The 25,205-nt window shown below is 72.8% G+C and carries 16 protein-coding genes; 9 read left to right on the top strand and 7 right to left on the bottom strand.

The features are described 5' to 3' along the window. Complete coding sequence (locus ACWCPF_RS14560) at positions 1–297, bottom strand: hypothetical protein (protein ID WP_451045350.1); 297 nt, start codon at positions 295–297, stop codon at positions 1–3. 171 nt (positions 298–468) lie between these two features. On the opposite strand from ACWCPF_RS14560, the gene ACWCPF_RS14555 reads away from it, so the two are divergent. After that, a complete protein-coding gene (locus tag ACWCPF_RS14555) occupies positions 469–834 on the top strand; it encodes a nuclear transport factor 2 family protein (protein ID WP_451045349.1) in 366 nt (121 codons plus the stop codon). A 324-nt stretch (positions 835–1,158) separates the two neighbouring features. On the opposite strand, the gene ACWCPF_RS14550 is transcribed toward ACWCPF_RS14555, so the two are convergent. Next, the gene (locus ACWCPF_RS14550) at positions 1,159–3,117 is read right to left on the bottom strand and encodes a ricin-type beta-trefoil lectin domain protein (protein WP_451045348.1); all 1,959 of its coding nucleotides are present in this window, start codon (positions 3,115–3,117) and stop codon (positions 1,159–1,161) included. A 254-nt stretch (positions 3,118–3,371) separates the two neighbouring features. Between ACWCPF_RS14550 and ACWCPF_RS14545 the strand changes: the two genes are divergently transcribed. Continuing rightward, positions 3,372–4,616 (top strand): glycosyltransferase, encoded by a 1,245-nt coding sequence (locus ACWCPF_RS14545; protein ID WP_451045452.1) that lies wholly within the window; start codon positions 3,372–3,374, stop codon positions 4,614–4,616. 236 nt (positions 4,617–4,852) lie between these two features. Here ACWCPF_RS14545 and ACWCPF_RS14540 read toward each other — a convergent pair whose 3' ends face one another. Together ACWCPF_RS14540 and ACWCPF_RS14535 are read right to left on the bottom strand one after the other, a co-directional pair. After that, entirely contained in the window at positions 4,853–5,566 is a 714-nt protein-coding gene (locus tag ACWCPF_RS14540) for a TetR/AcrR family transcriptional regulator (protein ID WP_451045347.1), read from the bottom strand. Positions 5,567–5,719: 153 nt separating this feature from the next. After that, positions 5,720–7,582 (bottom strand): cellulase family glycosylhydrolase, encoded by a 1,863-nt coding sequence (locus tag ACWCPF_RS14535; protein WP_451045346.1) that lies wholly within the window; start codon positions 7,580–7,582, stop codon positions 5,720–5,722. A 237-nt stretch (positions 7,583–7,819) separates the two neighbouring features. Here ACWCPF_RS14535 and ACWCPF_RS14530 point away from each other — a divergent pair, with 237 nt between their 5' ends. Next, a complete protein-coding gene (locus tag ACWCPF_RS14530) occupies positions 7,820–8,914 on the top strand; it encodes an XdhC family protein (protein ID WP_451045345.1) in 1,095 nt (364 codons plus the stop codon). Positions 8,915–9,163: 249 nt separating this feature from the next. On the opposite strand, the gene ACWCPF_RS14525 is transcribed toward ACWCPF_RS14530, so the two are convergent. Next, entirely contained in the window at positions 9,164–9,658 is a 495-nt protein-coding gene (locus ACWCPF_RS14525) for a metallophosphoesterase family protein (protein ID WP_451045344.1), read from the bottom strand. Between the two features lie 110 nt (positions 9,659–9,768). On the opposite strand from ACWCPF_RS14525, the gene ACWCPF_RS14520 reads away from it, so the two are divergent. Then, the gene (locus ACWCPF_RS14520) at positions 9,769–11,706 is read left to right on the top strand and encodes a glycosyltransferase family 2 protein (protein WP_451045343.1); all 1,938 of its coding nucleotides are present in this window, start codon (positions 9,769–9,771) and stop codon (positions 11,704–11,706) included. 39 nt (positions 11,707–11,745) lie between these two features. On the opposite strand, the gene ACWCPF_RS14515 is transcribed toward ACWCPF_RS14520, so the two are convergent. After that, positions 11,746–14,208 (bottom strand): SpoIIE family protein phosphatase, encoded by a 2,463-nt coding sequence (locus ACWCPF_RS14515; protein ID WP_451045342.1) that lies wholly within the window; start codon positions 14,206–14,208, stop codon positions 11,746–11,748. 182 nt (positions 14,209–14,390) lie between these two features. On the opposite strand from ACWCPF_RS14515, the gene ACWCPF_RS14510 reads away from it, so the two are divergent. Continuing rightward, on the top strand, positions 14,391–16,529 hold the full coding sequence (locus ACWCPF_RS14510) for a SpoIIE family protein phosphatase (protein WP_451045341.1): 2,139 nt from the start codon (positions 14,391–14,393) through the stop codon (positions 16,527–16,529). A 122-nt stretch (positions 16,530–16,651) separates the two neighbouring features. Here ACWCPF_RS14510 and ACWCPF_RS14505 read toward each other — a convergent pair whose 3' ends face one another. Then, positions 16,652–18,157 (bottom strand): S1 family peptidase, encoded by a 1,506-nt coding sequence (locus tag ACWCPF_RS14505; protein WP_451045340.1) that lies wholly within the window; start codon positions 18,155–18,157, stop codon positions 16,652–16,654. 833 nt (positions 18,158–18,990) lie between these two features. On the opposite strand from ACWCPF_RS14505, the gene ACWCPF_RS14500 reads away from it, so the two are divergent. The 4 genes from ACWCPF_RS14500 to ACWCPF_RS14485 all read left to right on the top strand — a co-directional run bounded on the left by ACWCPF_RS14500 (position 18,991) and on the right by ACWCPF_RS14485 (position 25,181). Further along, on the top strand, positions 18,991–19,206 hold the full coding sequence (locus ACWCPF_RS14500; protein ID WP_451045339.1) for a type A2 lantipeptide: 216 nt from the start codon (positions 18,991–18,993) through the stop codon (positions 19,204–19,206). Positions 19,207–19,295: 89 nt separating this feature from the next. Continuing rightward, positions 19,296–20,102, top strand: coding sequence for an HlyD family efflux transporter periplasmic adaptor subunit (locus ACWCPF_RS14495; RefSeq protein WP_451045338.1), 807 nt, complete (start codon positions 19,296–19,298; stop codon positions 20,100–20,102). Continuing rightward, positions 20,099–22,321, top strand: coding sequence for an NHLP family bacteriocin export ABC transporter peptidase/permease/ATPase subunit (locus ACWCPF_RS14490; protein WP_451045337.1), 2,223 nt, complete (start codon positions 20,099–20,101; stop codon positions 22,319–22,321). Before ACWCPF_RS14495 ends, ACWCPF_RS14490 begins: the two co-directional genes overlap by 4 nt. Position 22,322: 1 nt before the next feature. Further along, positions 22,323–25,181, top strand: coding sequence for an NHLP bacteriocin export ABC transporter permease/ATPase subunit (locus ACWCPF_RS14485; RefSeq protein WP_451045336.1), 2,859 nt, complete (start codon positions 22,323–22,325; stop codon positions 25,179–25,181). Positions 25,182–25,205 lie beyond the last annotated feature (24 nt).

Here is a 25,205-nt window from a genome sequence, read left to right as displayed (position 1 = left end):
TCACTGGATCTCGGGCAGCAGCCCGGTGACGGGAGCGGCGAGGTCGGTGACCTGGTGCAGCTCGTTCAGCTTTTCCAGCTGGCTCACGTTCTTGAGCTCGCGCAGCTGCTGGGAGACCGGCGGCAGGTCGGCCCGGTGCTCTGCGGGAATCTGGCTCGCGGCGAGTGTGTCCAGCGTGGTGATCGGGTTGAACCGGCCGGCGTCCGGGGCGTCGGCCGCGTTCGCCATGGGCGCCGCGAGGCCGGTGACCCCGGCGGCGAGAGCGGCGATGGCGGCGATGCGTCGAGTGGAGATCATGCCCTCAGCAACGCGGCGGGCGCTGTCGTGGACACGGGCGGGCGGCGGCGCTCACCCGACGGGTGGAGCGGGTCGTCTGCGCTTGCCGAGCGCGGCGGGCCGGAGGAGCCTCGAAGGTGAGGGGCCGGCGGCCCGTCCTCCCCTGGGCCGCGCCTCTCCAAGGAGGTCACCATGGGCACCGCGGCAGGCTCCGCCTTCGACACCGAGACCCTGCGCAGGGGCGTCGAGGGACAGACCGCGACGACACTGCTGTCGCTCTACGCCGACGACGCCGAACTGCGCGTCATCGACCACAACACCCAGCCCAGCCGCCCCAGGGTGCTGCACGGCCGGGACGAGATCGCCCAGTTGCTCGACGACGTCTACAGCCGGGACATGACCCACAAACTGGAGGAGTGCATCGTCCAGGGCGACCGTGCCGCGTACAGCGAGTCCTGCCAGTACGCGGACGGTGTGCGGGTCCTCGCCGAGTCGATGATCACGCTGCGTGACGGCAAGATCGTCGAACAGACGTTGATCCAGGCATGGGACGAGTAGGCAGGAAGACCGCGAGGTTCCAGGTCAGCTCCCGGCTGACCTGGACCTTCGCGGTGCGGGCGGGGCTGGGACGGTCGCGTCCGGCCCGCGCTCCGCTGCCGGCGCCAGTGTTCGCGGCAGGTCGGCGAGTGTCTCTCGCTCTGCTGCGGACAGCGCTGAGAGCAGCGCGCTCGCACCCGCCCCCTCCGAGGCCGCGTGCCGTTCGAGCGCGGCACGGTCGGCGTCGGTGAGCCGGACCCGTACCCGCGGTTCAGCTCTCCCAGGCGATCCGGGTGGGCACGCGCGTGCGTGCCCACCCGGACGACGGAGCGGACCGGAGGACTGTCAGGTCAGCGTCCACTTCTGGTTGTCGGCGGTGCCGCAGGTCCACAGCACGATCGGGGTGCGGTTGGCCGTGCCCGCGCCGTTGGCGTCGAGGCAGAGGCCCGCGTGGACGTTGGTGATCGTGCCGTCGCTGTTGATGTTCCACTTCTGGTTGTTCTGGCCGTTGCAGTCCCAGATCACGACCTTGGTGCCGTTGGTCGTGCCGAGGTTGTAGGCGTCCAGGCACTTGTTGCCGTACACCACGAGTTCCTTGCGGGAGGTGTACGTCCAGGCCTGGTTGGAGCCGCCGTTGCAGTCCCACAGCTCGGCCTGGGTGCCGTTGGAAATGGTGCTGTTGTACATGTCGAGGCAGCGGCCGGACTGGGTGCCGACGACGAGGCTGCCGTTCGCGCCGGGCAGAGGTCTGACCGTGATGTCCGCCAGGGTCGGGGCGTTCGTGAAGGTCAGCGTGTTGGCCGAGCCCTTCGACAGGGCGACCTGGAGGGTGATCGTGCCCTGCGCGGAGCCGGTCGGCGGGAAGGAGACGGTCGTCGTGGTCTGGCCGTTGACCTTCAGCGTCGCGGTGCGGGCGGTGGAGCCGGTGTGGGTGTAGGCGACGTCGACGACCTTCAGGCCGGTGCTGCCGGCGACCACGCCGGAGAAGCTCGACGTGCCGGTGTACGTGCTGCCCGAGGCCTCGGTGCCGCCGCTGACGGTGAGCATGACCGAGCCGCCCGCCGGAACGCTCGCGGTGTAGCTCGTGGAGTACGTGCCGACGTCGGCGCGCGCCCACAGGTCGCGGACGGTCGCGGAGGCGTTGGTGAGGCCCAGGTCCGACCAGCGCACGGTGATGTTCTGGGCGGCGGAGGTGCGGTTGAGCAGGACGACGGCGCGCTTGCCGGAGCCGGCGAGGACCTTGCCGTAGACCTGTGCGCCGGTGGCGTCCTCGGCGACCTTGACGCCCTGGAGGCCGCGCGCGTCCTGGTCGACGGCGATGACCTCGGGGTTCTTGAGGATGTTCGCCGTCTCGGTCGTCATCGTGGTCAGGTCGTTGCCGGCCAGGAGCGGCGCGCCGGAGACGGCCCACAGGTTCATATGGGTGCGGTTCTGGGCGGCGGTGAAGCCGCTCATGCCGACCATCAGCATGTCCGGGTCGTTGTAGTAGCCGGTGTGCTGGGCGGTGGGGTGCAGGCCCTGGTCGAAGTTGGACAGCAGGTTCGTCATCGAGGGCGCGTTGCCGTAGTAGATGATGTCGGTGCTGGTCCGGAACATCGGGGCGAGGCCGGGGGCCCAGTTCCAGGTGTTCTGGTAGCCCCAGTTGCAGAGGGAGAGGGTGAGCGGGCGGCCCGTGGTGGCCGTCGCCTTCGCCACCGCCGCGCTGATCGCGGTGTACGTGGTCGGCGCGTCGAGGCCCTCGGCGTCGCCGCCGCACCAGTCGACCTTCACGAAGTCGAAGCCCCACTGCGAGAACTGGAGCATGTCCTGTTCGTAGTGGCCCTCGCTGCCGCTGCCCGGGGCGGCGGGGCGCCCGGTCGGGTAGTAGTAGCCGCAGCCGTCCTTGCCGGCGTCGGTGTAGATGCCGGCCTTGAGGCCCTTGCTGTGGATGTAGTCGGCGATGGCGCTCATGCCGCCCGGCCACTCGGACTCGTCGACGGTGATGTTGCCCGCGCTGTCGCGGGTGCCCTGCCACCAGCCCTCGTCGATGTTGATGTACTGGTATCCGGCCGCCGGCAGGCCCGCGGCGACGAACGCGTCGACCTGCTGCTTGATGACGTTGTAGTCGATCTTCGCGGCGAAGCTGTTCCAGGAGGCCCAGCCCATCGGGGCGGTGGGCACGGACATCTGACGCGAGGTCGCGGCCTGGGCCGGGCCCGGCTGGACGAAGAGCAGGGCGGCGGTCGCCGTCAGCAGGAGGGCGAGGGCGCGGGCGGCGGCTGATCTCCAGCGCCGGGCGAGGCCAGAACGGGGTGGGGGTTGCATGCGGCGGCTCCGAGTGCGAAATCTCGAACGAGGGTCGGTGAACCGAACGTATTGCGCGCTGAAAGTAGAGCCGCCGCGCGGTGAAGTCAACGGCTGCGACAGAAGTGGTGTGATGGCCCTCAGAAGCGACTTCGGCCGTGCCGTCACGAGTGACTCGGACACAGCGCCCGGCAGTGAAGTGGCTGCTTTTGCAGGGTCGTTCGCCCCGCGCGGGGCCGGCGGCCCCCATACTGTCCGTCGTGCGAGTCGCGATCATGACGGCGGGTTCCCGGGGCGATGTCGCCCCCTTCACCGGGCTGGGGCACGCGCTCGTGCGCGCGGGCCACGAGGTCACCCTGGTCACGCACGAGCGGTTCGCGCCGCTGGTGACGGGCTCCGGGGTGGGCTTCCACCCGCTGCCCGTCGACCCACGGGCCGAACTGGAGTCCGAGCAGGGCCGCGGGCTGCATCGCAGCAGCACCGGCCCGGGCAAGCTGCTGCGGGTGGCCCGGATGGCGCGGGCGCTCGTCGGGCACATGACCGACGACCTCCTGATCGCCGCCCGCGCGGCCGACGCGCTCCTGCTGTCGGCCTCGGTGGCGCCGCTGGGCCATGTCATCGCCGAGGGGCTGTCCCTGCCGAGCCTCGACCTCGCCCTCCAACCGGTCGCCCCCACGCGGGAGTTCGCGCCGCCGCTGCTGGGCGGCGGCTCCTGGGGAGCCGTCGGCAACCGGCTCGCCGGGCACGGCGTCGAGCGGGCCGTCGAGCAGGTCTTCGCCCCCGTCCTGCCGACCGTACGGGCCCGGCTGGGCCTGCCCGCCGGGCGCCGCCCGGCCCTCGGCCCGCGAGCCGGGAACCGGCGCGGCCGACCGGTCCTGCACGGCTTCAGCCCCCTGGTGGTGCCCCGGCCCCGGGACTGGCGGGCGGAACTGGGCGTCACCGGGTACTGGTGGCCCTACGACCGCGAGACCCGACTCCCGTCCGCCCTGCGGGAGTTCCTCGACGCGGGGCCGCCGCCGGTCTTCGTGGGCCTGGGCAGCGCGACCGTGCCGGACCCGCAGCGGCTGAGCGCCGAGGTCGTCCGGGCGCTGCGGCGGGCGGGGCTGCGCGGGGTGATCCAGCGCGGCTGGGCGGGCCTCGCGGCCGACGGGGACGACATGCTGACCGTCGACGACGTGCCGCACGCGCTGCTCTTCCCGGAGACGGCTGCGGTGGTCCACCACTGCGGGGCGGGCACCACGGCGGCCGGCGTGCGGGCCGGGGTCCCCGCGGTGCCGGTGCCGATCCAGTTCGACGAGGCGTTCTGGGCGGACCGCCTGGTCACCCTCGGAGTCGCCCCGACCTCGATCCCCCTGCGCCACCTCACCGCCGACACCCTCACCGACGCCCTCGCCCGCGCCACGGGCGACCCCGGCTACCGCGACCGCGCGCGAAAGCTGGCAGCGGGCGTACGCAAGGAGGACGGGGTCACCCGGGTGGTGGAGGCGGTGGCCCGCCTAAGCGGCTCGTCAGCGCCCTGAAGGGGCGCGGGGAACTGCGCGACCAGCCACGACGGTGCCGCACCGGAACAACGGCACATCGCGCCACTTCCGGCGGAGCGCTCAGGCCTGACGACCGGCCGGGGCTGCGCCGGCCGGGGCCCCGGCGTCGACGCCAGCCCTAAGGGCGGGGTGCGCCAGGAGGACGGGTGACGCGGGTCGCGAACGCGGTGGGGCGCCTCGCCTGACGACCGCCCAGGTCTGACCACCGGTCGGGGCTACGACGCCCCGGAACCCGGCGTCGACGCCGCGGAATCCTCCCCCGCCCCCGGCGTCCGCGTCGGCGTCCAGCCAGGGGGGCGGAGGATTCCCAGGAGTTGGCGGACCAGTTCTTCGACGGCCTCGTCCAGGGTGGCTTCGACCCAGCCGGCGGTCCAGTCGTGCAGGAGGCCGTTGATGCTGCCGATGAACGCCGTCGCCGGGAGGCGGTAGTCGCGGACTGCCGCCTCGCCGCGGTTCGCCAAGGCCATCGCCTCGCCGCAGATCAGCTCGATCCAGCGGGCACGGCGGGCCAGACGCTGCTCCTCCAGCCGGGAGCTGACGCCGACGATCTCGACGAACGTGATACGGATGCGGCGGGGATCGCCGGTGACATTGGCGGCGTAGGCGCGGAAGATCGCGGTGACGCGTTCGACCAGCGGCAGACCCTCCGCGCCCGCGATGCCGGCCACGACCGCCGCCTCCGCCCAGTCGTTGACCTGGAGGTGCAGCGCCGCCAGGACGTCCTCCAGGCCGCGGAACTCCTCGTAGAACTGGCGGGTCGACAGGCCGGCCGCCTCGCTCAGCGAGGCGACCGTGGTGCCGCGGTAGCCGGGGGCGCCGCCGAACATCTCCAGCGCCGCGTCCAGGAACCTCGCCCGGCGCTCGGCCTGCCGCTGCTCGGCGGTCTTGCCGCCGTACCGGCCGGTCGGCGCCTTGAGCCTGCCCGTCACTGACCCTCCCTCGTCGCGCTCCGTGCTCCCCCACCACCGATTCTGTCGTGTCCGAAAAAACCCCGTCGCGCAGGGTACCCCTTCCCTGTCGGAGCGTAGGGAAGGGGTATCCTGCGCGCGCGACGTCGGGGGGGGAGGGTCAGTGGCGGCGTCCTACCCCACCTTCTGGGCCACCCAGGACGCCAGCTCGGTGCGGGCCGCCGCGAGCAGGGTCGCGGACGGGGCGGTCGCGCCGTTGGTGACCAGGGCGTAGTGCACGGCGCCCGTGTCGGACGTGCTCAGCAGCAGACGTCGGCTGCCGGTGCCGCCCGGTTCGACGGCGGCGGCGATCTTCGTGGTGGACGAGTAGGCAGGCGGGCCGTACACCGTGCCCAGGTCGGAGACGACCGTGGTGGCAGCGGTCGGGAAGGACGCGGGCAGGTGCAGCTCGGTGGGCGCCGTCCCGCCGCCCGAGCGCCACACCAGCACGCTGTACTGCCCGGAGCCGACCAGCGAGGCCACGTTCGGCAGGCTGCTGGGGACGGGGTTCCAGGTGAGCGTGGTGGAGCCGTCGCGGGAGCGGTCCTCGTAGGTGAAGGCGACGGTCGTGCCGGAGGTCGCGCTCGGGTAGACCCGGTCGAGCAGACGGGCGTCCTGACGGAGGGTCGCCGTGCCGCTGTCGTCCAGGCGGACGGCCGACAGGTCCTCGTCGTTCCAGGCGTCGCCCGTGGTGAGCAGCTTGTCGGGGTTGTCGTTCATCAGCTCGTGGTGGCGGCCGTTGTAGATGTCCCACTGCCACTGCGAACCGGACAGCACCGGGCCGGAGGTGGCGGGGGTGGTCCACCAACTGGCGCCCTTCACCCGGGAGTCGAGGGCCTGGTACATCGCCTTCAGGACGGTCGGGGCCTTGCCGGCGGTGCTGCCGTTCAGCGGGTGGCCGAACTCGCTGACGATCGCCGTCGTCCCGAGCGCCGAGGCGCGGTCGCGGACCGTGGCGAAGTCGGTGACGTACTGGCCGTCGGCCGCGTTGCCCCACATCAGGATGCCGGAGATGGCCTTCTGGTCGTAGAAGTGGGTGTTGAAGACATAGCGGGAGCCGAGCGTGCCCGCGTCGAGGAGGCCGCCCTCCTCCTTGCTGACGTTGCCGTTCCAGAAGAGGTTCGGCTCGACGAGGGCGGGCTTGTCGGTCCAGCCGGCCGCGTCCATCCGGGCCCGGAACTTCACGTAGAAGGGCCACAGCACATCGCGTTCCCAGGCGCGGCTGGCCTGGCCGGAGTCGTAGGTGCCGGCGTAGGGCTCGTTGTAGGGGTCGAAGCCGAGGACGCCGGCGAACTGCTCGGCGCTGAGGTTCGCCTTGAGGTACGCCATGGTCTTCTGGGCGGTGGTGAGGAAGGAGTCCTGGAGGCCGTGGTTGTTGTGCCAGAAGTCGTACTGGGCGGCCTTCACCGCGCCGTTGTTGGTGATGTTCTGGCCCCAGAGGAAGCAGATGCCGCAGGACTCGGCGGGGTAGCCGCCGAGTGCCACCGCCCACGCGGGGGCGCCGTCGCCGGTGTACCAGCTGCCCGAGTTGAACAGGTAGCGGGAGTACAGGTCCTGGTGGAAGTCGGGGTAGACCCGGATGCCGGCGTCCAGGAAGGCGCCCAGCTGGGCGGTGACGGCGGCCAGATAAGCCGTGTCGACCTGGCCGCGCACCGGTTCGGCGTAGGCCCAGGAGAGCAGGAAGCGCACGGAGTTGCCGCCGCCGAGGGCGCGCAGGGCCGTCGCCGACTTCTTGGCGTCCGCGACCGAGGCGAAGGGGAGCCCGTCGTTCTCGGCGAGTTTGGTCTCGCCGGAGACGTTGTAGCCGCGCAGCACGACCTCGCGGCCGTTGCCGTCGACGAAGCGGCCGCCGGACACGGTGAGCGCCGTGCCGTCGAAGGCGAGGGAGCCGGGGAGCGTGGCGGCGGTGGCGGCCGGGGAACCCGCCGCGGTGAGGAAGCCACAGAGTCCGCAGAGGACCACCAGAACAGCGAGCAGACGGGCCCGGATATTCGACATGTCCACTACAGTCCGGTGGTTTCCAGACACCGTCAATACCTTCTGACCCACGAGTAAGTTCATTCCCCGTCAGCCCGGTCGGCGCAGTCGGCACAACTCGCCCGGTCGGTACGAAACACCCGGTCGGCGCAGTCTCCCGGGCCGGCGCGGTCGGCCGCCCGGCGAGCCGCGCCGCGTCGGACTACCGTTCAGGGAAAGCGACCGAGCCGGTCGTTCGCGGCCGGAAGGGAACCGATCGTGCGGGAGATTCTGCCGACGCTGAAGCGGTGGTATGCGGCCGGTGAGCCGTTCGGGCTCGCCACCGTCGTCGCCGTCAGCCGCAGCGCGCCGCGCGATCCGGGCGCGGCGATGGCGGTGGGTCCGGCCGACGAGGTGGTGGGCGGGGTCTCCGGTGGCTGTGTGGAGAGCGCGGTGTTCGAACTCGCCCAGGAGGTGGTGGCCGACCGCGCGGCCCGGCTGGAGACCTTCGGCTACAGCGCCGAGGACGCCTTCGCCGTCGGGCTGACCTGCGGCGGCGAGATCACCGTGCTCGTGCGTCCCGTCACCGCGGGCCTGGACCCGTCGTTCGGCGCGGTCGCGGAGTCGGTGGCCGCGGGCGAGCCGGTGACCGTGGCCACGGTCACCGACGGTCCCGCGCCGCGCGGGGCCGCCCTCGCCGTCTGGCCGGACCGGACCTCGGGCACCCTGGGCGCGGACGGGCTGGACGCCGCCGTCACGGCCGACGCGCGCGGCGAACTCGCCCTCGGCGTCACCGGCGTACGGCACTACGGGCCGCGCGGTGAGCGACGGGAGGACGCCGTGTCGGTGTTCCTGCACTCCTTCGCGCCGCCGCCGCGCATGCTGGTGTTCGGCGCGATCGACTACGCGGCCGCCGTGGCCCGCATCGGCGACTTCCTCGGCTACCGGGTCACGGTGTGCGACGCCCGCCCGGTCTTCGCCACGCCCGCGCGCTTCCCGGCCGGCGTCGAGGTGGTCGTGGACTGGCCGCACCGGTATCTGCGGGGCACGGACACGGACGGGCGCACGGTGATCTGCGTGCTGACCCACGACCCGAAGTTCGACGTGCCGCTGCTGGAGGTGGCGCTGCGCGGGCCCGCCGCGTACATCGGGGCGATGGGCAGCCGCCGCACCCATGACGAACGGCGGGCGCGGCTCGTGGAGGCCGGGCTCACCGACCGTGAGCTGTCCCGGCTGCGCTCACCGGTCGGGCTGGACCTGGGGGCCCGCACGCCCGAGGAGGTCGCCGTGTCGGTGGCCGCCGAGATCGTCGCGCTGCGCTGGGGCGGCAGCGGCGCCCCGCTGACGGCCACGGCGGGGACCATCCACCGCTGATCGGCCGCTCTCGGCCGCTGTCGGCCGCTGTCGGCCGCTGTCGGCAGTCCACCGGATCGGGTGTGTGTAGGACGCGTGGAGCGGGGTACGCGGGCGCCAGGACAGGCATGCATGTCCTCCCTTTGTCTCGTGTCGGAAGGAGGTCCGTGGAAGCAACGCACACTCGCAAGTTCCGGGCCGCCTCCGAGCCCGTTCGGCCGGGGCGGCCCGGTCCTGTGTCCGCGGGCCTGTGTCCGCGGGCCTGGAGTCCTATGTCAGCCGGTGCAGGACCACGTCGGTGAGTCGGCCGTCGGCCGCGGTGGCGGTCATGAAGGTGCGGTGCGGCTGACGTCGGCGGTCGGTCGGGGAGCCCGGGTTGAGCAGCCGCAGTCCGCCGGGGGCCGTGGTGTCCCAGGGGATGTGGCTGTGGCCGAAGACGAGGACGTCCAGGTCGGGGAAGCGGGCGGCGCAGCGGGCCTCCCGGCCCTGGGCGGGGCCCGTCTCGTGGACGACGCCGAAGCGCAGTCCGCCCAGTTCGGCGTAGGCGGTCTCGGGCAGCCGGGCGCGCAGCTCGGGCCCGTCGTTGTTGCCGTACACGCCGACGACGGCCCGGCTGCGGCTCTCCAGCAGGTCGAGGGTGGCCGTGTCCACCCAGTCCCCGGCGTGGATCACCACGTCGGCGCGCGGGAGCTCGTCGAGCAGCGGGGCGGGGAGCGCCTTGGCGCGCCGGGGGAGGTGGGTGTCGGACATCAGAAGGAGGCGCACGGCGTCAGACTACGGACAGGTGAGGGGCGGTCGGCGGGGTTAGCATCGGGCCACGCGCACCCGCCGTCCCGCGCACGGCAGAGCGATCCAGCAAGGGGGCCAGGAGCCCGATGCCGGTCAAGGTCAGCGTCATCGTCCCCGTCTACAACCCCGGTCCCTACCTGGAGGCGTGCGTAGCCTCGCTGCTGCGGCAGTCGCTCGCGCCGGACGCGTACGAGGTGATCTTCGTCGACGACGGCTCGACCGACGCCACCCCGGGCGTGCTCGACGCGCTGGCCGCCGAGCACCGCCGGGTGCGGGTGATCCACGAGGAGAACTCGGGCTGGGCGGGCAAGCCGCGCAACGTCGGCATCGACGCCGCCCGCGGCGAGTACGTCATGTTCGTCGACGGCGACGACTATCTCGGGGACGAGGCCCTGGAGCGGATGTACGGCTACGGGGTCGCCCACGACGCGGACGTGGTCGTCGGCAAGACGGCCGGCCGGGGGCGCCGGGTGCCGGTGGAGCTGTTCCGGACGAACCGGCCGCACGCCACCGTCGAGAACGCGCCGCTCATCGACAGCCTCACCCCGCACAAGATGGTCCGCCGGGCGTTCCTGGAGCGCATCGGGTTGCGCTTCCCCGAGGGGCGGCGCCGGCTGGAGGACCATGTCTTCGTCACCGAGGCCTATCTGCGCGCGGACAACGTCTGCGTGCTCGCCGACTACGTCTGCTACTACCACGTCCGACGGGACGACGGCGGGAACGCGAGCCTGCAGCCGTTCGACCCGGCGGGGTACTTCAAGAACCTGCGGGAGGCCCTGGACGTCGTCGAGCGGTACACCGAACCGGGTCCGCTGCGCGACCGGCTGTTCCGGCGCTGGCTGCGGGTGGAGATGGTGGAGCGGCTGCGCGGCCGGCGCTTCCTGGACCTGCCCGAGGACTACCGCAGGGAGCTGTTCGAGGAGATCCACGCGGTGGTCGTCGAGCGGTTCGGGCCGGGGGTCGCGGCGCCGTTGCAGCCGACCCGGCGGGTGGTGGCCGCGCTGGCCGCCGAGGCGCGCTACGACGACGTCGTCGCGTTCGCGCAGTGGGAGACGGGCGTCGCGCTCGCCGTCGACCCGGAGGACGTGGAGTGGCGCAGCGGCGTGCTGCGGATCTCCTTCACCGCCGAGCTGACGCACGACGGCGGGCCGATGACGTTCCCGTCGGCCGGGGGCTCCCCGCGGTGGCCGCCGCACGATGTCGCCGAGGCGGTGCGCTGGCTCGGCGCGGATACCGTGGGCCGGTTCGACCGGGCGGTGCCCGATCTGCTGCTGCGCGAGCGGGCCAGCTCGGCGCAGTACTTCCAGCCGGCGGCGGTGGTCCGGGAGACGGTTCCGGCCGGCGACGGCAGCCGGGTGCGGCTGGTGCTGCGGGCGACGGCCACCGTCGATCCCGCCACCGCGGTCAGCGGCAGCCCGGCCGGCGAGGGTCTGTGGGACGTGTGGGTCCGGGGGGACCTGGGCGGCTGGACCAAGGAGCTGCGGCTGGGCCCGGCGCCCCGCCACGGCCACGGCCGTCCCGCGCCGCCCGCCGGGGTCGTCGGAGGCCGCGTGGTGCTCCCCTACTGGACCGACCGGCACGCGAGCCTCGCGCTGGACGTCGGTCACGCGAGCGGGCGGCTGGGCCTGGGCCGGGTCTCGGCCGGGGACGTCACCGTCGCGGAGGATCAGCTCCGGATCGTGCTGCCCCTGCATGTGCCCGAGGCCGGCGCCGCGCTGCTGCGGCTGACGGGGGCCCGGTCCGGCGGCTCCCACGAGGTCTCCGGGACGCTCTCGCCGGGCGGCCGGCTGACGGCCGTCCTGCCGCTGGACGAGCTGACCGGCGGGACCTGGCTGACGTCCGTGTGCCTCACCCCCGAGGCGCCCGCGGCCCGCTTCCACCCGCTGCCCTTCGCGCTGCACATCGTCGCGGACGGGGTCCTGGTGGTGCCGGCGCCCCAGCCCGGCGGCGCACGGCGCACGGCCCGCAAGGTGCGCCGGGCGCTGTACCGGGCGGTCGACCGGATCACGGCCCGACGGCGGTGACGGGGCGGTTCACGACCGGCCGGTTCACGACGGACCGGTTCACGACGGACCGGTTCCGCGCTCCAGCGGCAGTTCGCTCCACACCTGTTTGCCGCCGCTGACCGGCACCGTCCCCCAGGTGTCGGACATGGCCTCGACAAGGAGGATGCCGCGGCCGCCGGTGGCCTCCCAGCCGAGGGCGGTCGGCTTCACGGGGCTGCGGGGCGAGGCGTCCGTGACGGCGACGCGCAGCCGGTGGCCGAACAGGGTGAGGTCGAGGCGGACCGGTCCTTCGGTGTGCATGAGGGCGTTGGTGACCAGTTCGGAGACGACGAGCAGCGCCGCGTCCATCGCCGTGTCGGTGACGCCCCACTCGCGCAGGGTGCGGCGGGTGAAGCGGCGGGCCTGGCGGGACGCCTCGGGCACCCGCCACACCGTCCAGCCCTCGCGCAGGGGTTTGACGGCCATGCCGTCGTAGCGGATCAGGAGCAGGGCGACGTCGTCGCCGCGGTGGGCGTGGCCGAGGAGGGTGTCCGCGACGACGCCGAGGCGGGCGGGGTCGGCGGCGGACAGGGCGCGGGCGAGGCGGTCCAGGCCCGTGTCGATGTCCAGGTCGGCGGATTCCACGAGGCCGTCCGTGGTCAGCGCGATGACGGTGCCGGGCGCCAGCCGCAGCGGGGTCATCGGGAACTCGGCCCGGCTCAGGACGCCGAGCGGCGGGCCGCCGTCCGTCTCGGCGATGTCGGTCGAGCCGTCGGGGTGGCGCAGCACGGGCGGCGGATGACCGGCCCGTACGCACCAGGCGGTGCCCTCCTCCATGTCGAGGTCGACGAAGCAGCAGGTGACGAACAGGTCGGTCTCCAGTTCGAGCAGGAGCCGGTTGGCGTGGGAGACGACGACGTCCGGCGGGTGGCCCTCGGCGGCGTAGGCGCGCAGGGCCGTGCGCATCTGGCCCATGAGGGTGGCGGCGGCCGTGCTGTGCCCCTGGACGTCGCCGATGACGAGCCCCACATGGTGGTCGGGCAGCGGGATCACGTCGTACCAGTCGCCGCCCACGTCGAGGCCGGCGGTGGCCGGCAGATAGCGGGCGACCGCGACCGCGCCGGCGAGTCTGGGCAGCCGGCGCGGCAGCAGCTGGCGCTGGAGCATGCCGACGAGTTCGTGCTCGGCGTCGAAGGCGTGGGCCCGCATCAGGGCCTGTCCGGCGAGTCCGGCGGAGGCGGTGAGCAGGGCGCGTTCGTCGGGGCCGAACTCGTGCGGCTCGTCCCAGCCGATGAGACACGCGCCCGCCATACGGCCGCCCGCGGACAGCGGGAGCACCGCCAGGCCGCCGGGTCCGACCTCGGCCAGGGCCGGTTCCAGGGCGGTGCCGGCGGGCCAGATCCGGGCGCGGCCCTCGCGCAGGGCGGCGGCGAGGGTGGGCATGGCCCGCACGGGCGCGTCGGGCCACTCGGAGCGCCACTCCTGCTGCCACAGCTCGGGCCAGGACTCGGGTTCGGGCGGGTCGAGGACGGTGACCACGAGCCGCTCGTTCTCCAGTTCGGCGAGCGCGATCCGATCGGCCCCCAGCGGCCCCCGCAGCGAGGCCACGACGGCCTGGCTGACGTCGCGGACCGTGCCGGCGGTGGCGAGCGCGGCGGCCAGCCGCTGCACCCGGGCCACGTCGGTGACCTCGTCGCGCAGGGTGGAGGCGTCGGCGACGGTGCCGACGAGCCGGGCGGAGCGCCCGTCGCGGCCGGGCAGCAGCCGGCCGCGCAGCCTGAGCCACTTCGGCGGCCCGGTGGGCTGGAGCACCCGGAACTCCAGTTCGCGTTCGCCGATCGACATGTGGTCGGCCTCGACGACGGACATCAGCGAGGGCAGGTCCTCGGGCACGGCGAGCCCGAGCAGGGTCTCCACTCGGCCGTCGAACTCGGCCCGGCTCAGCGGGAACAGTTCCAGGATCTCGTCGCCGACCTCGATGCGGCCGGTGTCCATGGCCAGGCTGAAGGCGTTGGCGCGCAGTTCCTCGCCCTCCACGGGGGCGGCGGCCGGGGCGGGCAGGACCACGGCCTCGGCGACGAGTTCCAGACAGGCGCGGTCGTCGGCGTCGAATCCGCCGGGACGCTCGCCGACCGCGAGCAGACAGCCGCTCGCGCCGCCCTGGACGGGCAGCGCGGCGAGGTGGACGTCCCGCGCGGGCATCCGCCGCGACTCCGCGCAGTCGGCGAGCTCGGCCGGGCCCAGCCACACCGGCCGCCCGGTGCGATGGGCGTCGGCGGCGGGCGAACGGCCGTCGAGCGGATAGCTCTCGCGCAACCCGTACAGGGACCTGGGGACGCCCGCCGACTCCACGAGGCGAAGCAGTTCGCCGTCCTCGCCGGGCGCGTAGACGGCGACGAGGGCCGCGCCCGCGAAGACGAGCGCCTGTTCGAGGGTGCGCCGCACCCGTTCGGGCGAGGCGGGATCGGCGGTGATCGTCTTGAGGGCGATCTCGGCACGCCGAGGTCCCGCTCCGCGCTCCCCGGCACCCTCACTGACCACGTCCGCAATTACAGCGCCAAAGGGGCCTGTGCGCAGCCCCTGCGCAGGTTTCGCGAAGGTCGGCGGCGGGCGGCGCACGGCCGTTTCCGCGCGGGCGGGCCGCTCGCCGTGCGCACTGGGCCGCAAAGGGGCAGATTTGGAGCCCCGGGACCCGCGCTGCGCCGGGCGAGGAGGTGGTCGCCGTGCCGGAGGAGACGCCCGGCCGGACTCCGGCGACCGATTGGGCGGCCGTCGGCCGGCCACTGCTCTCCCTGGCGCTGACGTCGATGATGGACGACGTCGGCGCGCACTCCGGCGCCGTCTACCTGCGGCGGGGCGACGAGCCGGTGCTGGAGATGGCGGTGGTCGCGGGGCTGCCCCGGTCCTTCGCGGCGCCCTGGGAGCGGGTGGGGCTCAGCGCGCCGATCCCGGTCGCCGAGGCGGCGCGCGAACGGCGGCTGGTGTGGGTGGGCGGCGAGGAGGACATGGCCCGCCGCTATCCGCGGATCGCCGTCGTCCTGCCGTATCCGTTCGCGCTGGCCGCGCTGCCGGTGGCGACCGCGTCCCGGGTGTACGGGGCGGTCTTCGTCACCTGGCCGGGCTCGCACCCGACGGAGCTGTCCGACCGCGAGCGTCAGGAGCTGACGGCGGCCTGCGAACGGCTCGCGCTGCGGCTGGAGCGCGCGGCGGCACAGAACCAGTCGCTGCGCCCCGAGGCCGATGTGGTGGACGCGGGGCCGCTGAGCGGGGTCGCCGACACGCTCGGCACGCTGGAGGCGGCGCGGATGGTGGCCCGGCTGCCGTACGGGCTGTGCTCGCTGGATCTGAGCGGGCGGGTGGGCTTCGCCAACCCCGCCGCCGGCGAGCTGCTGGGCGTCCCGGTGAGCGGGCTGCTGGGCTCGCAGCTGTGGGCGACCGTGCCGTGGCTCAACGATCCCATGTACGAGGAGCGCTACCGGGCCGCGCTGATCAGCCAGAACGCCACCTCGTTCGTGGCGCTGCGCCCGCCGTCGCAGTGGCTGTCGTTCCGGATGTATCCGAGCACCACCGGGCTGAGCGTGCGGATCAGCCTGGCGCGGGCCGTGTCGGAGACGGGCCCGGCCGAGTCCAGGCCGGGGGACGCGCCGACCCGGCTGGTGTCGATGTCGCAGGCGCTGAGCCTGGCCGGGGCGCTCACCGAGACGGTGAGCGTGCAGGACGTGGTGGGGCTGGTCGCGGACGAGATCGCGCCGGCGGTGGGCAGTCAGGCCCTGGCGCTGCTCGGCGCGCGGGCCGGGCGGCTGCATGTGCTCGGCCACCACGGGTATCCCGACCCGCACACGGTGGAGCGGTTCGACGGGATGCCGCTGAGCGAGCCGAACCCGGGCGGGCACGCCGTCACCCGCGGCGTCCCGTCGTTCTTCGAGTCCTGGCAGCAGCTGAGGCAGCTCTATCCGGCCCGGCACGCTAGCCCGGACGGCTTCTCCGCCTGGGCCTTCCTGCCGCTGATCGCCTCCGGCCGGCCGGTCGGCGCCTGTGTGCTGGCCTACACCGAGCCGCACACGTTCTCCACGCACGAGCGGGCGGTGCTCACCAGCCTGGCCGGGCTGATCGCGCAGGCCCTGGACCGGGCCCAGCTGTACGACGTCAAGCACCGGCTGGCGCACGGGCTCCAGGCGGCGCTGCTGCCGCACTCGCTGCCGTCGCTGCCCGGCATCGAGGCGACCGCCCGCTATCTGCCGGCCACCCGGGGCATGGAGATCGGCGGGGACTTCTACGACCTCGTGCCCTCGCAGCCGCTGCCGGTGGCCGTGATCGGCGACGTACAGGGGCACAACGTGACCGCGGCCGGGCTGATGGGGCAGATCCGCACGGCGGTGCGCGCCTACACGACGGTGGGCCAGGAGCCCGCGGAGGTCATGCGCAGCACCAACCAACTGCTGATCGACCTCGGCTCGGAGCTGTTCGCCAGCTGTCTCTATCTGCAGCTCGACCCGGCCCGCGGGCGGGCGGTCATGGCCCGCGCGGGGCATCCGCCGCCGCTGCTGCGCCGGGCGGACGGCCGGGTGCGCGTCCTGGATCTGGCGGGCGGCCCGCTGCTGGGCATCGACAGCTCGGCGTCGTATCCGACGACGGAGGTCGAGCTCTCCCCCGGCTGCGTCCTCGCCCTCTACACGGACGGGCTCGTCGAGACGCCGGGGGTGGACATCGAGGACGCGATCGCCGAACTGGGGACGCGGCTCGGGGAGGCCGGGGACCATCCGCTGGAGGAACTGGCCGACGAACTGGTGGGGCACTACGCGACGGCGGAGGAGCGGATCGACGACGTCGCACTGCTGTTGCTGCGGGCGTCGCCGCCATAGCCGTGCGGCGCAGCGCACGACGGTCCGGCCCTCCCGCCGGAGGGCCGGACCGTTCGGCCGTGCGTGTGATCAGTCGCCGATCAGTGGGGTGATCGGCCGGTGATCAGTGGGGTGATCAGTGATCAGTGCTTCTGGTTGCCCTCGGCGCCCTCTTCGACGCCGGCCTGGTCCTCGTTGCCGACGCCCTGCTCCTCGGCGCCCGCGTCCTCGCCGCCGACGTCCTGACCGTTGTCGTGGCCGGCCGCGCCGGCTTCGTCGCCTGCGCCCGCTTCCTCACCGGCGCCGGCTTCCTCGCCCCCGCCCTCGATGGCCTCGCCCGTGTTGTCGTCGATGCCATCGGCGTTCTCGTCCACCGCGCCGGCGCCCGCGTCCTCGCCGCCGCCCTGGATGGCCTCGCCCGTGTTGTCGTCGATGCCATCGGCGTTCTCGTCCACGGCGCCGGCGCCCGCCTCTTCGCCGCCGACCTCGTCACCGGCGCCGAGTCCGCCGTCGCCGAGGGTCGCGCCGACCGCCTCCAGGGCGGTGGTCACCGGCTGGAAGAAGGTCTCGCCGCCGACGGTGCAGTCGCCGCTGCCGCCCGAGGTCAGACCGATCGCCTGGCCGTCCTGGGTGAACAGCGAGCCGCCGCTGTCGCCGGGCTCGGCGCAGACGTCCGTCTGAATCAAGCCGGTGACGGTGCCCTCGGGGTAGTTGACGGTGGCGTCGAGGGCCAGGACCTGACCGTCGTTGAGACCGGTGGTGCTGCCCATCCGGAAGACCTGGGTGCCGACGGTCGCCTCGGCGGCCTCGGTGATCTGGAGGGTCTGGTCGCCGAGGTTGACCTCGCTCGCGGCCACCGTCGCCGCGTCGTTGTACTTCACAAGCGCGAAGTCGCCGTCGCCGGGGAAGGTCGCCTGGTCGACGGTGCCGATGGGCTCGCCGTTCTCGGCGTCGGACCATTCCTCGGCCGCGACACCGCAGTGACCGGCCGTCAGGAAGGCCGGGGAACCGTCGCCCGCCGTCACGTTGAAGCCGAGGGAGCAGCGCGCTCCGCCGCCGAATATCGCGTCGCCGCCGGCCACCTTGGTGGAGAGTGTGCCGGCCGACTTCTGGATCGTCGCCATGCTCGAACCGAGGGTCTTGACGGTCGTCTCCAGCTGGTCCCACTTGGTGCCGGTGACCGTGGAGTCGGCGGTGACGAGGATCTTGTTCGTCTTGGGATCGACACCCCAGGCGGTGCCCGGAATGGTCGCTTCCTTCTTCAGCGTCGCCGCGGCCGCCTCGAGTTCGGCCGTGCTGTTGGAGACCTGGCGGATCTTGGCGCCGGCCTTCTTGGCCTGCACGATGACCTGGTTCTCGTCACCGTCGATGTTGATGTCGTCGCCCTCGACATTGATGACGTTGACGATCAGCTGCTGACCCTCGCTGTCGTAGTACGAACCGGCGAAGGCTTCACCGAGCAGCTCGGCGAGCTGCGAGGCCAGGTCCGAGGCGTCGCCTGCCTTCAGGGTCTTCACCGCGGTGGCGTCGTTGGAGCCGCCGTCCTGGGAGGCGTTGGCCTGGGGAAGCAGGATGGCCGCTGCTCCGAGCGCCGCGACTGCGCCTGCCGCGATGATGACCTTGCGCTTCGTGACTCGCTTGTGACTCAAAAAACTCGACCTCCTGGGGGACGGGGTCTGCTGCCGGTGTCCGGCAGCTCCGTACAGCGGCGCCTGGTTGGTCATGGGTACGCAGGGGGCGCGTGATGCGTTCAATCGCGTTTGCCAACTTCCTTTGCGAAACGCTGAATCGGCCATGACCCGCACCCGACCCGGCCGCCGGGCGGACAACCGCCCAAATGGCGATGACGGCTCCCTAAACCTCTCGCCTGCGAGGCTTCGAACTGACGAAGACGGTCCGGCCGCCGACTTCGTTCCGGCGCGCGGTGATCGATTCGGATGGCTGAAACTCGTCGGTGATCCCTCGCCGCTCGCCCGCTCGCCGCTCACTCAAGGCCCACCCACCGTCCGCTGGGCACACCCCCGAACCGGCACCTTCCGTAGCCGGTCGGCGACGGTCCGTTCAGATCGCGGTGTCGAATCCGTGTTTCAGAGAATCTGCACATCGAATGCCCAAGCGGGCCACCGGACGCAGGGGTTCTGCACAACTCGGCGGGGCCGGCCATGCCATTGGGGCGGGAGTGTCGGATTCGCCGCGAGAGCGCAGCGCGCTCATCCGAGCAATTCCCTCGCGAGGTGTGAAGAAGTCGCCGACAAGCCGTGGTCGGGCCTGCACGGTTCCACCCTCCTGTGACGCAAGTGCCCAGGTGGGACGGGGGTTTGATTGGAAGCCCCGGCGACGAACCTGCTTTGATCCATCGCACCGCAGGGCCGTCGGGGCCTCCCGGAAACGGGTGTCCGGCGCTCTCGGCCGCGGCCGTCGTCTGTCCCCAGAGGGGGCCGCTCCCCCCTGATGAGCTATCCATGTGAAGGGAAGTTCCACCATGAACTCCACCCCCCAGGTTGAGACCGTCGAGATCTCCGACGCCGAGCTGGACAACGTCTCCGGCGGTCTGTCCCTGAACGCCCTCGGCACCGTCACCGGCCTGGTGGACGGCATCGCCCCGGTCTCCGGCCTGGTCGACACGGTCGTCGGCACCGTCGAGGGCGCCACCGGCCTGAACACGGGCGCGGTCACCAACCTGGTCGCCGGTCTCTGATCGCACCCTTTTTGTGACCCCTTGAGTCCCGGAGCCGTCACCCGGCTCCGGGACTCATCGGTGCGCTGAACACTCCCGAGGGAAGTCCCGTGCAGTTCCGCCAACAGGCCCTCGCCAAGCTCCAGTCGCCGGAGGAGCTCGACCTGCCGGTGCGTTTCGCGCGCCCGCAGGGCTGGCTGGTGCTGTCCGTGACCGTGGTGGTCGTCGCGGCCGCGTCCGTGTGGGCGGTGACCGGTTCGGTCGCGTCCACGGTGAGCGCGCCCGCCGTCCTCACCCACGGCGAGGGCAGTTACATCCTCCAGAGCCCCGCCGCCGGCCAGGTCACGGCGGTCCTCGTGAAGGAGGGCGAGCGGCTGCCCGCCGACTCCCCCGTGCTGAAGGTGCGCACCGCCGACGGCGACGCCGTGGTGCGGACGGTCGCCGCGGGCCGGATCACCGCGCTCGCCGCCACGATCGGGCAGATCATCGCCACCGGCGCGAACGTCGCCGCCGTGGAGAAGGTCGCCGACGCCGACGACCCGCTGTACGCGACGGTGTACGTCCCCGCGGAGAACGCCGCGTCGATCCCCGAGGACGCGCCCGTCGATCTGACCGTGCAGACCGTGCCGTCCCAGGAGTACGGCGTGCTGCGCGGCCATGTGAAGTCCGTGGACCGTACGGCCCAGTCGGCGCAGCAGATCGCCTCGTTCCTCGGCGACAGCCAGCTGGGCGGGCAGTTCACGAAGGAGGGCCGCCCGGTGGCGGTCCTGGTCCGCCTGGACAAGTCGGCCGCGACGAAGAGCGGCTACCGGTGGTCCTCGGCGGACGGGCCGCCGTTCGCGCTCACCTCCATGACCATGGCGACCGGGTCGATCCGGCTGGCCGATCAGCGCCCCGTCGACTGGCTGCTCCCGTGACCGCCACCGAGCAGAGCCGCGGTCGCCGCAAGGCCGCGCCGCCCCGGCGCACGGTGCCCAAGAGCCGGGTGAAGACCGTCCGCACGCCCACCGTGCTCCAGATGGAGGCCGTGGAGTGCGGGGCCGCGTCCCTCGCCATGGTCCTCGGCCACTACGGACGGCACATCCCGCTGGAGGAGCTGCGCATCGCGTGCGGTGTCTCCCGCGACGGCTCGCGCGCCGGCAACCTGCTCAAGGCGGCCCGTGGTTACGGCCTGACGGCCAAGGGCATGCAGATGGACCTGGCGGCCCTCGCCCAGGTGAAGTCGCCCGCGATCCTGTTCTGGGAGTTCAACCACTACGTCGTCTACGAGGGCCTCGGCCGGCGCTTCGGCCGCCGGGGCGTGTACATCAACGACCCCGGCAAGGGCCGGCGGTTCGTGCCGATGGAGGACTTCGACAGCAGCTTCACCGGGGTCGTGCTGGTGCTGGAGCCGGGCGCGGACTTCGAGCGCGGCGGGCGCAAGCCGGGTGTGCTGGGCGCGATGCCGGCCCGGCTGCGCGGCACCGCGGGCACCATGCCGGCGGCCGTGCTGGCGAGCCTGCTGCTGGTCCTGGTGGGCGCGGCCGTGCCGGCGCTGAGCCGCACCTACATCGACATGTTCCTGATCGGCGGACAGACCTCGCTGCTGGACGTGCTGTTCGCGTCGATGGGCGCCTGTGTGGCGCTCACGGTCGCCCTGACCTGGCTCCAGCAGGCCAATCTGCACCACGGCCGGATCATCTCGTCGACCCTGTCCAGCGCCCGCTTCCTGCGGCATCTGCTGCGGCTGCCGGTGACCTTCTTCTCCCAGCGCAGCCCGGCCGACCTGGTCCAGCGGCTCCAGTCGAACGACGCGGTCGCCGAGACGCTCTCCCGCGACCTCGCCTCGGCGGGCGTGGACGCGGTGGTCGTCGTCCTGTACGCGGTCCTCCTCTACACCTACGACCCGCAGCTGACGTATGTCGGCATCGGCGTGGCCCTGCTCAACATCGTCGCCATGCGGATCGTCGTCCGGCTGCGTGCGACGCGTACGGCGAAGCTGCGCGCGGACAACGCGCGGCTCACCAACACGGCCTACACCGGGCTGCAGTTGATCGAGACGATGAAGGCGACCGGCGGCGAGGACGGCTACTTCCGCAAGTGGGCCGGGCAGCACGCCACCACGCTGGAGGAGCAGCAGCGGCTCGGGGTGCCGAGCGCCTGGCTGGGCGTGGTCGCGCCGACGCTCGCCACGCTGAACAGCGCGCTGATCCTGTGGATCGGCGGCATGCGGGCGATCGAGGGGCATATCTCGGTCGGCCTGCTGGTCGCCTTCCAGGCGCTGGTCACCCGCTTCACCGCGCCGCTGACCCGGCTCAACGGCGTCGCGGGCCGGATCCAGGACTTCGCGGCGGACGTGGCCCGGCTGAAGGACGTGGAGAACTTCCGCGCCGACCCGCTGTACGACCGGCCGGGCGGCGCCGACTCCACGCGCCGGCTGCAGGGTCACGTCGAGCTGGAGAACATCAGCTTCGGCTACAGCCCGCTGGACAAGCCTTTGCTGACCGGCTTCGACCTGAGCGTCGGACCGGGGCGGCAGGTCGCGCTGGTCGGCGGCTCCGGCAGCGGCAAGTCGACGGTGTCCCGGCTGATCTCGGGCCTGTACGCGCCCTGGGAGGGCGTGATCCGCATCGACGGTCAGCGGCTGGAGGACATCCCGCGCGGGGCGCTCGCCTCCTCGGTCTCCTTCGTCGACCAGGAGGTGTTCCTCTTCGAGGGCTCGGTCCGCGACAACGTGGCGCTGTGGGACCCGTCGATCCCGGACGACGCGGTCGTCGAGGCGCTGCGGGACGCGGCGCTCTACGACGTCGTCCTGCGGCGGCCCGGCGGCATCCACAGCAAGGTCGAGCAGGACGGCCGCAACTTCTCCGGCGGGCAGCGCCAACGCCTGGAGATCGCCCGGGCGTTGGTGCGCCGGCCCAGCATCCTGGTGCTGGACGAGGTGACCAGCGCGCTGGACGCGGAGACCGAGCAGACGGTGATGGACAATCTGCGCCGGCGCGGCTGCGCGTGCGTGGTGATCGCCCATCGGCTCAGCACGGTGCGCGACAGCGACGAGATCGTCGTGCTCCAGCACGGCACGGTCGTGGAGCGCGGACGGCACGAGGAACTGGTGGCGCGCGGCGGCTCGTACGCGGCCCTGGTCAGGGAGCGTTGAGATGACGGTCGTGGACGAAGGCGGCGTCGACGTCGTGCTCGGCGCGCTGGGCCCGATGGGCTCGCGGATCGACTGTGAGGGCCTCGGCCGCCTCGATCTGGAGGGTCCGCAGGTGCTGTGGCTGGTCGCGTCGGGCGCCTTGGACCTGTTCGCGGTGGACGCCGAACAGCAGGGCCACTGGCACCACTTGGGCCGTCTGGAGGCGGGCGCGCTGCTGCTCGGCCCGGTCAGCGGCCCGCAACACACGCTGGTGGCCCGCCCGTTGCGGGACTGCGTCGTGCACCGCATCGGTCTGCGCGAGCTGTACCAGCCCGCGCAGACCCAGACCTGGTCCTACGACGAGTACGGCAACCCCCAGTACGTGCCGCCGACTTCGAGCCCCCTGGAGTACGCGCTCGCCCTCGGCGTCGGCCGCGGGCTGTCCGTCCTCTTCCAGGCGCCGATGGCCACCGAGCGGACGGCTGAGGATGGGGGTGCCCCCGCGCGAGTTCGTTCGAGCGTGGGGGACGACGACGACGTGTTCTGGATGCAGGTGCCGCCGGGCAGCGTGCAGTACGGCTCGCTGTACGGGGCCGAGGCGGCCGCCGACCTGCTGATGGACCCCGCGGTGTGGCAGAGCATGGTCGACCAGCAGTACCGGCTGCTGACCACGCTGGACCGCTGGATCGAGCAGGTGGAGCGCACCCACGAGTCGCGCACGGCGGCCGGCATCAAGGCGGGCGAGGCGATCCGCGCCCAGGCCGACCGGACGCTGCTGGCGTCGATCGGCAAGAAGTCGGGGCAGCGCACCACGGCCGCCGATGCCGACGCCACCTTCGCCGCCTGCAAGCTCGTCGCCCGGGCCGCCGGGATCACCCTCGCCGAGCCCTCTCACATGGGCGCCGACAGCGACCGGCTGGACCCGGTCGAGCGGGTCGCGCTGGCCTCCCGGGTGCGCGCCCGGGCCGTACGACTGGACGGCCGCTGGTGGCGGGACGACGTGGGCCCGCTGGTCGGGCACCGGGCGCTGTCCGGGGCGCCGGTCGCGCTGCTGTGGCGGCGCGGCGGCTATGTCGCCGTGCACCCCGCGACCGGGCGGGAGACGCCGGTGGAGAAGGCCAACGCGGCGGAGTTCGAGCCGCGGGCCGTCATGTTCTACCGGCCGCTGCCGGAACGGCGGCTGAGCCCGCTCGGGCTGCTGCGGTTCAGCATGCGGGGCACCGGCGGCGACCTGACGAACCTGCTGCTCAGCGGGCTGGTGACGGTGGCGATCGGGGCGCTGGTGCCGATCGCCACCGGCAAGGTGCTCGGCGAGTATGTGCCGAGGGCCCAGCAGGGGCTGATCGTGCAGGTGTGTCTGGCGGTGATGGTGAGCAGCGTGGTCGCGGCGGCGTTCATGCTGCTGCAGAACCTGACCATCCTGCGTCTGGAGGGCCGGATCGAGGCGGCGCTCCAACCGGCCGTCTGGGACCGGCTGTTGCGGCTGCCCACCACGTTCTTCGCCGAGCGGTCGACGGGCGAACTGGCCAGCGCCGCGATGGGCATCAGCGCGATCCGGCGGCTGCTGGCGGGACTCGGTCCGTCGGTGGCGCAGTCCGTCACCGTCGGCGCCATGAACCTGGGGCTGCTGCTCTGGTACAGCGTGCCGATGGCGCTGGCGGCGATCGGCATGCTGGTCGTGATCGCCGCCGTGTTCCTGGGCCTCGGGCTGTGGCAGGTGCGCTGGCAGCGGCGGCTGGTGGTGCTCTCCAACAAGCTCAACAACCAGGCGTTCCAGACGCTTCGGGGGCTGCCGAAGCTGCGGGTGGCGGCGGCCGAGAACTACGCGTACGCGGCCTGGGCGGCGCAGTTCGCGCGCAGCCGCGAGCTCCAGCAGGGCCTGGGCCGGATCAAGAACCTCAACACGGTGCTGGGCGCGGTGTATCTGCCGCTGTGCTCGCTGCTGATGTTCATGCTGCTGGCGGGTCCGGCGCGGGGCGCGCTGTCGGCGGCCGACTTCCTCACCTTCAACACCTCGATGACGATGCTGCTCACCTCGGTGACCTCGCTGACCGGCGCGTTCGTCTCGGCCGTGGCCGCGCTGCCGCTGTTCGAGGAGATCCGGCCGGTGCTGGAGGCGACGCCCGAGGTCCGCGCGGGCAGCACCCGCCCCGGCCCGCTGACCGGCGCGCTGGAGGCCCGCCGCGTCTCCTTCCGCTACTCCGACGACGGTCCGCTCGTCCTCGACGACGTCTCCTTCGAGGTGCGGCCGGGCGAGTTCGTGGCGATCGTCGGCCCGAGCGGCTGCGGCAAGTCGACGCTGCTGCGGCTCCTCATCGGCTTCGACCGGCCGGTGTCCGGCAGTGTGCTGTACGACGGCCAGGACCTCGCGGCCCTCGACCAGTCGGCGGTGCGCCGCCAGTGCGGGGTGGTGCTCCAGCACGCCCAGCCGTTCACCGGCTCCCTGCTGGACGTCATCTGCGGCACCGAGGCCTACACGCCGGAGGAGGCGATGGCCGCCGCCGAGCTGGCGGGCCTCGCGGAGGACATCAAGCGCATGCCGATGGGGCTGCACACGATCGTCTCGGGCAGCGGGTCGGTCTCGGGCGGTCAGCGGCAGCGTCTGATGATCGCGCAGGCGCTGATCCGGCGGCCGCGCATCCTGTTCTTCGACGAGGCGACCAGCGCCCTCGACAACGACACGCAGCGCACGGTCATCGAGAGCACCCGCAAGCTCCACGCCACCCGGGTCGTCATCGCGCACCGGCTGTCGACGGTGCTGGACGCGGACCGGGTGGTGGTGATGGAGAACGGCAAGGTCGCTCAGCAGGGCCCGCCCGCACAGCTCCTCGCCGACACGAACGGCCGGCTGCACGAGTTGGTGCGGCGACAGCTGAGTTAGCGCTCCGCTGGACGTGCCGCGATG

Source organism: Streptomyces sp. NPDC001858, from assembly GCF_053594615.1.
The sequence above is the reverse complement of the archived record's forward strand: the minus strand, read 5'-3'. Positions and strand labels throughout refer to the sequence as shown.